This window comes from Roseivivax isoporae LMG 25204, assembly GCF_000521865.1.
GTDB lineage: Bacteria > Pseudomonadota > Alphaproteobacteria > Rhodobacterales > Rhodobacteraceae > Roseivivax > Roseivivax isoporae.
Genome location: NZ_JAME01000082.1, coordinates 1 through 5,836, shown reverse-complemented (window position 1 = coordinate 5,836; position 5,836 = coordinate 1). Strand labels below are relative to the sequence as shown.

The 5,836-nt window shown below is 65.9% G+C and carries 5 protein-coding genes; all 5 read left to right on the top strand.

What is annotated here, in order from left to right; genetic code table 11:
- The first annotated feature begins 181 nt into the window (after positions 1-181).
- The 5 genes from RISW2_RS22435 (at position 182) to RISW2_RS24915 (ending at position 5,831) form a co-directional block, all read left to right on the top strand.
- Positions 182-1,177: an ABC transporter permease gene (locus RISW2_RS22435; RefSeq protein WP_043775466.1), complete on the top strand. Its 996-nt coding sequence runs from the start codon at positions 182-184 to the stop codon at positions 1,175-1,177.
- Between the two features lie 76 nt (positions 1,178-1,253).
- Positions 1,254-2,249 (top strand): substrate-binding domain-containing protein, encoded by a 996-nt coding sequence (locus tag RISW2_RS22430; RefSeq protein WP_051492350.1) that lies wholly within the window; start codon positions 1,254-1,256, stop codon positions 2,247-2,249.
- A gap of 90 nt (positions 2,250-2,339) precedes the next feature.
- Positions 2,340-3,920 (top strand): sugar ABC transporter ATP-binding protein, encoded by a 1,581-nt coding sequence (locus tag RISW2_RS22425; protein WP_084615538.1) that lies wholly within the window; start codon positions 2,340-2,342, stop codon positions 3,918-3,920.
- On the top strand, positions 3,917-4,975 hold the full coding sequence (locus tag RISW2_RS22420; protein WP_043775463.1) for an ABC transporter permease: 1,059 nt from the start codon (positions 3,917-3,919) through the stop codon (positions 4,973-4,975). The genes RISW2_RS22425 and RISW2_RS22420 overlap by 4 nt, the downstream gene beginning before the upstream one ends.
- A 397-nt stretch (positions 4,976-5,372) precedes the next feature.
- Positions 5,373-5,831 (top strand): hypothetical protein, encoded by a 459-nt coding sequence (locus tag RISW2_RS24915; protein ID WP_156943984.1) that lies wholly within the window; start codon positions 5,373-5,375, stop codon positions 5,829-5,831.
- The last annotated feature ends 5 nt before the right edge of the window (positions 5,832-5,836 follow it).

Sequence of the window (5,836 nt, the reverse complement as noted above, 5' to 3'; positions counted from 1 at the left end):
GGATCGTTCTTGAATCTCTGCATTCCCCGCGTTCCTCCCGGTTGCCGCATGCGTGACGGGGTCCGTTTCGGACGGCCCCCTGTTCGTTGATTACAAAAGACACATGCATGTTGACATATGTCAACCAGCGCGTAGGGTCCACGCGACGTGCCGGTCCTGCACCGGCCAGAGGGAGGGTTTGATGGACAAACGGGCGCTCGATCCGCAGCTCGCGTTCCTGGTCGCGATCAACGTCGTGATCGTGCTGGCGGCGCTCGGCACGTCAGGGGCCGACTTCGCCTCGCTCTACAACATCCAGTCGATGGCGGCGCAGGTGCCCGAGCTCGGTCTGCTGGCGCTTGGAGTCGCCCTCGCCATGATCTCGGGCCGCGGCGGCATCGACCTGTCGGGAATCGCGCTTGCGAACCTCGCCGGGATCGTCGGGTTCAAGATCGCCGGGGCGGCGTTCGATCCGTCGCAGGCCGCGCTGGCCTACGTGCTCCTGTTCTCGGCGGTGGCGCTGGCGACGGGCGTCGCGGGGGGCGCGCTGAACGGGGCGCTGGTCGGGTATGCCGGCCTGACGCCGATCATCGCGACGCTCGGCACGCAGCTTCTGTTCACGGGCGTCGCCGTGGGGATCACCGGCGGCTCGGCGCAAAACCTCGGCTACATCCCGATCTTCGACAGCTTCGGGAACATGCCGCTCTTCGGCATCCCGCCGACCTTCACGCTCTTCCTGCTGATCGCCGCGGCACTGGCGGCCCTGCTGAAATTCTCCAAGTTCGGCATCCACCTCTTCCTGATGGGGTCGAACGCGAAGGCCGCGTTCTTCGCCGGCATCCCGGTGCGGTCGATGCTGTTCCGCACCTATCTGCTGGCCGGGGTGCTCGCCTCGGCGGCGGGTGTCGTCATCGCTGCCCGCACCTCGAGCGTGAAATGGGATTACGGCACGTCCTACGTGCTGATCGCCATCCTGCTCGCGGTGATGGCCGGCGTCCGGCCGCAGGGCGGGTACGGTCGCGTCGTCTGCGTGGTGCTGTCGACGACGGCTCTGCAGATGTTGTCGAGCCTGTTCAATTTCGTCGGCCTTTCCAACTTCTTCCGCGATTTCGCCTGGGGCGCGCTGCTGCTTCTGTTCCTGGCGTTCTCGCGTGTCGACTTCAGCTCTTACGGCCTGTTCCAGCGCCAGAGGACCTGAATATCCCGCCGTCGCCGCGGAGCGCTCCCCGCAGCGACAGGGTTTCCCCGGGAGCGCAACTTTTGGGAGGACTTACATGCTGAACCGTACCACGATCCTGGCAGGCGTCGCCGCTTTCGGCTGCGGCGCCGTGCCCGCCATCGCCCAGAAATCCAACGAGGTCGTCACGGTGGTCAAGGTCACCGGCGAGAACTGGTTCACGCGGATGGAGGAGGGCGTCCGGGCCTACGGCGAAGAGAACGAGGGCGTGGAGACCCGGCAGGTCGGACCCGGCCGTGCCGATGCCGCGCAGCAATCCGCCATGATCCAGGACCTCGTCGCCCAGAACGTCGACGCCCTGGCGATCGTGCCGATGGATCCCTCCGCGCTCGAGGGCGTGCTGCGGCGCGCGATGGCACGGGGGATCACCGTCATCACCCACGAGGCCGACAACCTGCAGAACACGCAGATCGACCTCGAGGCGTTCGACAATGCCGAATTCGGTGCCCACTTTGCCGAACAGATCGCCGAGTGCATGAACCATGAAGGCAAGTGGACGTCGTTCGTGGGGTCCGTGGGCAGCCTGACCCACGTGCAATGGGCCGATGGCGGCGCCGCGTACATGGAGCAGCACGACGGCATCGAACTCGTGTCGCCGAAGAATGAATCGTTCAACGACGCCAACCAGGCCTACGAGGCCGCGCGCGAGATCATCCGCAGCCATCCCGACATCAAGGGCTTCCAGGGCGGTTCGGCGATCGACGTGATCGGCATCGGCCGCGCGATCGAGGAAGCCGGGCTCGAGGACGAGACCTGCGTCTACGGGCTTGGCCTGCCGCAGGATACCGGCGCCTACCTCGAAACCGGCGCCGTCGACGGGATCGCCTTCTGGGATCCGAAGGATGCCGGCTACGTGATGAACATCCTCGCCGAAATGGCGCTCAACGGCGAAGAGGTCACCGACGGCATGGATCTCGGCGTTCCGGGCTACGAGAACGTGTCGGTCACCGACGGGCCCGGCGAAGGCGTGATCGTGCGCGGCCAGGCCTGGGTCGACGTCGATGCGTCGAACTACGACGAGTTCCCGTTCTAAGCGGACGGCCCGATCGACCCTCACGACGCGGGGGCTCGCCCCCCGCGTCGTACGAACTCAAGAACCGCGAACCCCGGAGCAGGCCACGCCGTGCCAGACACTATCGGACCGAATGCCACACGCGGCGCGTCGCCAACGCCCTTCCTCGAGACGCGCGACCTGCACAAGCGTTACGGAGGCGTGCACGCCCTGAGGGGCGTGAACCTGAAGATCGAGCGCGGCAGGTCGTACCACCTCATGGGCGAGAACGGCTGCGGGAAATCGACACTCATCAAGATCCTTTCCGGCGCGCAGGCGGCCACGTCCGGAACCGTCCTGATCAACGGCGTCGATCATGCGGGCATGACCCCGATCGGCGCGCTCGATGCGGGGATCGAGACCGTCTACCAGGATCTCTCCCTGCTCCCGAACCTCAGCGTCGCCGAGAACGTCGGGCTGTCCGAGCAGCTCGTCGAGCACCATGGCAGCCTCCTGCGTCCGCTCGCCACCGCCCGAGTCCGCCGCACGGCCGAACGCGCCATCGAGGTCGTCGGCCTGCCGACCCATCGCGGCTTCATGGATACGCCGGTCGAGTTGCTGCCGATCGCGCAGCGGCAGCTGGTGGCCATCGCGCGGGGCGTTGCGGGGAATGCGGGACTCGTCATCATGGACGAGCCGACCACCGCCCTGACACGGCGCGAGGTCGCGAACCTGATCACCGTCATCCGCCGTCTCCAGGCGGACGGCACCGCGCTGCTCTTCGTGACGCACAAGCTTGACGAGGCGCGCGAGATCGGCGGCACCGGCATCGTCATGCGCGACGGCGAGTTCGTCGCCGAGATCGATGTCGAGACGACCGACAACGACGAGATCGGCTACCTGATGACGGGCCGCCGCCTGCAGCAGGGACGTTACCGCCAGGACACGCGGGAAACGGCGGGCGCGCCGCTTCTCAGCCTCGACGGCCTCACGCGCCCCGGCGCCTTCGACGGGATCGACCTGAGCGTCGCACGCGGCGAGGTCCTCGGGATCACGGGCCTGCTGGATTCCGGACGGAACGAACTGGCGCTCGCGCTCGCGGGGATCATGCCGGTCACGCGCGGGCACATGAGGCTCGAGGGCAGGGCGCTGCGCCTCGACCATCCGGGCACCGCCATCGAGGCCGGCATCGCCTATGTTCCCGAGGACCGGCTGACCGAAGGTCTGTTCCTCGAGAAACCGATCCGCGAGAACATCGCGATGTCGGTTCTCGGCCGCTTGCGCGGACGGTTCCGCCTGCTCGACCGGTCGAAGTCCGACGACTTGGCCCAGTCGACGCTCTCGGACCTGCAGATCGTCGCCCCCGACATCCATGCGCCGGTGAGTTCGCTGTCGGGCGGGAACCAGCAGCGCGTGCTGATCGGGCGCTGGCTCGCGACGAACCCGCGTCTCCTCGTCCTGCACGGTCCGACCGTCGGGGTGGATGTCGGCTCGAAGGACACGATCTTCCGCATCATCCAGGACCAGGCCGCCTCCGGCATGGGCATCATCATCGTCAGCGACGACCTGCCCGAGCTGCTGCAGAACTGCGACCGGATCGCCGTCATGCGCGATCACCGCATCGCCCGCATCCTCGATGCCGCCGCGACCACCGAAAGCGAGATATACGCCGAGATGAGCGGATCCGATGCAAGGAATGGAGTACCGGCATGACCGATGGCACAAGTTCGGCCGAACCCGAGATGTCGGCCCGCGCCGCAGGCGGCCATGACCGTCTCGCCGAGGTGGCCCGCTGGATCGTGCGTCATCCGGCGGTGTTCCCCTTCACCCTTCTGGTGGTGAGCTGCATCGTCGTCGGCGCGCTCAACAGCGACTTCTGGCAGCTCGCGAACCTCTTCGACATCCTTCGCGCTTCGGTCGTGCGCGGCATCTTCGCCCTCGGTGTCCTGGTCGTTCTGGCGGCCGGCGGGCTCGACGTCTCCTTCACGGCCATCGCGGCGCTGGTGATGTACTCGGTGACCCTCCTCGTGCACAACTTCATGCCCGGCCTGCCGATGGCGCCGATATTCCTCATGGGTGCCGTGGGCGGTGCCGCGCTCGGCATCGTGAACGGACTGCTCGTGAACGCCCTCCGCGCGCCGGCCCTGATCGTCACCATCGGCACGCAATACGCGCTCCGGGGCATCCTCCTGACCTTCATCGGAACGTCGCTGTTCATGAACATCCCCCAGGCGATGTCGGATTTCGGCCGGCTCTCGCTGCTGACCCGCAGCACCGAATCCGGCCTGACGATCCAGTTGCCCGCCTACGTCCTGGTCTTTCTCGCGGTCGCGGTGCTGACCTGGGCGCTTCTGAACCGCACGCTCATGGGGCGCGCCATCTACGCGGTGGGCGGCAGCCCGGAGATCGCCGCGCGTCTGGGCTACAACGTCGGCCGCGTGCGCACCTTCGTCTTCGCCTTCGCGGGTCTGCTCGCCGGGACGGCCGGGATCATGCACGTCACCGCGAACCGGCTGGCCAACCCGTTCGACCTGGCGGGGTCGGAACTGGCCGTGATCGCCGCCGTCATCCTCGGCGGCGCGCGGATCACCGGCGGCTCGGGCACCGTGCTCGGGACGGTCCTGGGCGTGCTCGTCATCACGCTCGTCGACAACGTCCTGATCCTGATCGGCGTCCCCAGCACGTGGCAGCTCGCCATCGTCGGAGGCTTCATCGTTCTCGCCGGCCTGTTCTACGCCCGCCTCGACGCGCTCGCGTCGCGGTATTGAGGTGCGCTTTTATTGGAATAGCCTCGCGTGCACCCCTGCGTTCCGGGCTGCTAGGCGATGATTTGCGCTCCACATGGATCATTACGCCAGGCAGGATCTTGCGCTGGAAATTGAAGGAGTCACACCACGCCTGGCTATTCGGACCGGTCCGATGGTCAGTGGCGTAGTGCAGCTTAAAACTCTAGGAACGTTTCGTGGGACTGACGGAATCGCCGTCCGCTTCCACACGGGCGGACGAGTTTTCCGCCAGTGTAATGATACTCGATGTCGAGCGCGTGTGGCGTTCATCTCCCCCAGTCGCTTCGACTGCAGTTCACGAGTGCGTTGTATACTCCGACCGAAAGCCGCGTGCCAACCCTGGTGAGCGGGGCCGTAAATCTCGCGAGGGTTGCCACGAATGGCCGAAGAGCGGATAGGCTGCAACTGCGGCGAGGCTGCGGCAAGTTCAATCAGGAGCGAGCGCCGGCTGAGTGTTGTTGCTGCTGTAGGTGATCTTGGGATCTGGGAATACCAAGCCGATACCGGAGAACACACGTGGTCCACCGGGCTGAACAAGATTTTTGGCTTTCCCCCAGGCGGCGAATGCGGATTCTCTGAAATCCAGAAACTGATTCACCCGACGGACCAGGAAGATTTTGAACGTTTCATCACCCTAAGCCGTGAAAGCGAAGAAGTTGGGACGCTTTCGCAGACCTTGCGCTACCGCCGGTTTGGCGAGAGCACCTGGCGTTGGATGTCCGTGGAAACCCGGAAATTCTCGGCAGATGAAGGCGCAGGTGCCCGAGTCTTCGCGGTCGCTCGTGAGACGAGCGCGGAAGCGGCACTTGATGATCAGGCCCGTGACCTGCTCCCCTGAAAAGT